At 44.3% G+C, this 955-nt stretch carries 1 protein-coding gene; it reads right to left on the bottom strand.

The annotated features are described in order from the left end of the window. A partial coding sequence (locus AVZ68_RS19410; RefSeq protein ID WP_180316742.1) for a transposase occupies positions 1–845 on the bottom strand: 845 nt, incomplete at its 3' end. Between the last annotated feature and the right edge of the window lie 110 nt (positions 846–955).

Here is a 955-nt window from a genome sequence, read left to right as displayed (position 1 = left end):
TTTTTTTCACCTGTCGTAACCACAGCCGCCGTAATGATCCGTTCATCGGACATCGCCATATGGGTTTTATATCCAAAGAACGACGTGTCTGCCGTCTTATGGCCCACTCGTGCATCCCGATCGTTCATGGATTGAAGGCGCTCGAGGTCATCGTCCACCGTTTCCCGCAGCAGGTTCAACGGTTCGGTCACTTTTGAATAGGCTTGAAGCGCGGGGGTCTTTTCAATGACATCCATGAGCGCTTCGCTATATTGAATTTCTTCCTGAAGATCATCCTTTTCTGGTTTTGCTGGAAAAGAAGATTTCAACGTTTCATTGATCTCGTACACGGCTTTTCGAAGCTGTTTCGAGCGCTCGCGCAGAATCTCTTGCGGCTTCTTTTGGTTATAGCGAGATTTGGTATGCGTGGCATCAACAATGATCGTTTGACTTTCAATAATTCCTTTTTCGATCGCAATTTCTACGGTTTTCCCAATCAATAGATCGAGCATTTCTATATTTTGGAGGCGCATCTTCCGAAACTTTGTCAACGAGCTTGGGTTGATCACCTCTTCCTCAGGTGTCATACCTAGAAAATACTTAAAAGACATGTCGTATTTCGATCGCTCCACGAGGTCGACGTCGGACAACGGATAGATGCTCTTCAACAATAAGTATTTAAACATTCGAATTGGGTCAATGGCGGAACGACCAAAATTCAAGCTATACGTCCCTTCCAACTCCTCATAGATAAAGGAAAAATCAATGAGGTCATTCATTTTCCGTAACTTATGATCTTGCGGAACCACCACATCGTAGAGATCGGCGAATGCGCTAAGTTGAGGAGACGTAGAACGTTGAATCATGACGGACACCACTTTCTTTTTTGTTACTCTCAGTTTACCAAAAAAGATGAACGAGCTCCCGATTAATTTTGAGGTCCGTTCATCTTTTTGGAGACTTTTTCAGTGGCCTC

Source organism: Shouchella shacheensis (assembly GCF_001484965.1).
Lineage (GTDB): Bacteria > Bacillota > Bacilli > Bacillales > Bacillaceae_D > Shouchella > Shouchella shacheensis.
The sequence above is the reverse complement of the archived record's forward strand: the minus strand, read 5'-3'. Positions and strand labels throughout refer to the sequence as shown.